At 56.9% G+C, this 1012-nt stretch carries 1 protein-coding gene; it reads left to right on the top strand.

What is annotated here, in order from left to right:
• On the top strand, positions 1-956 hold a 956-nt coding region (locus A2I95_RS42315; RefSeq protein ID WP_291738205.1), incomplete at its 5' end, for a BamA/TamA family outer membrane protein.
• Between the last annotated feature and the right edge of the window lie 56 nt (positions 957-1012).

Consider the following 1012-nt stretch of genomic DNA (forward strand, 5'->3'; position numbering starts at 1 on the left):
CGGAATCGGATTCCTATGTGCTGGGCTTTACCGAACCTTACCTCTTGGGGCGGGATCTTAGGTTTGATCTGGACCTGGGTCTGAATGAAACCGACTCCAGTTTCTCGGAATACCGCACCAAACGGATTTTCTTCCAGCCTGCACTGACCTTCAACACAGGCGAGGATACTTCGCTTCAGGTCCGCTATACGTGGGATGCGGATGAGATGCTGTTCAGCGATAGCGAGGATGACGACACAACCACTTTCCTGGCCAGCCCAGTTATTCAAAACGAAATCAATCAGGGTGAGCGTTCGTCCAGTGCCATCGGCTTCACCTATCGCTATGACAGCCGATTGACGGGCCTGGATCCGACTGCCGGGTTCCTGGTTGAAATCGGTGCTGACTATGCAGGGCTGGGCGGAGATTCTGAATACTTCAAGACCACAACGAAGATTGTGGCGCAAAAGCAAATTCTGAACGAGGAAGTCACGATCCGTGCGACCATCGAGGCTGGTTCGTTCCAATGGGAAGGCAGCGGTTCCAGCCGTTCGATTGACCGTTTTGTTCTGACGCCGTCGGTTATGCGCGGCTTTGAGCCCGGCGGCATCGGCCCGCGGGATCAATCCGACGGCGCACCAGGCAGCGGCAGCTACAATGACTTCCTAGGCGGCAACTATTATGCGGTGGCCCGCTTTGATGCGGAATTCCCACTGGGTCTGCCCGAAGAATTGGGGATGCGCGGCGCCCTGTTCTATGATGTTGGCAGCCTTTGGGGAACGCAGAACGTTGATACTTCTGGCACCAGCGGAAACGGTGTCGTGGGTTCCAGCAGATCCTTCCGCCACGTCGTTGGCGTTTCCCTGCTGTGGACCACCGGGATCGGCCCGCTGCGCTTCAACTTCTCCAAGGCCCTCCAGAAAGAGGACTTTGACCAGGAACAGAGTTTCGACCTGACCTTGCAGGCGCGGTTCTGATCTGGTGCGGCGGACTGCGCCCAGTTATTGGGCAGCGCTTGGAGTTGCCATAGCGC

It is taken from the genome of Leisingera sp. F5 (assembly GCF_001593695.1).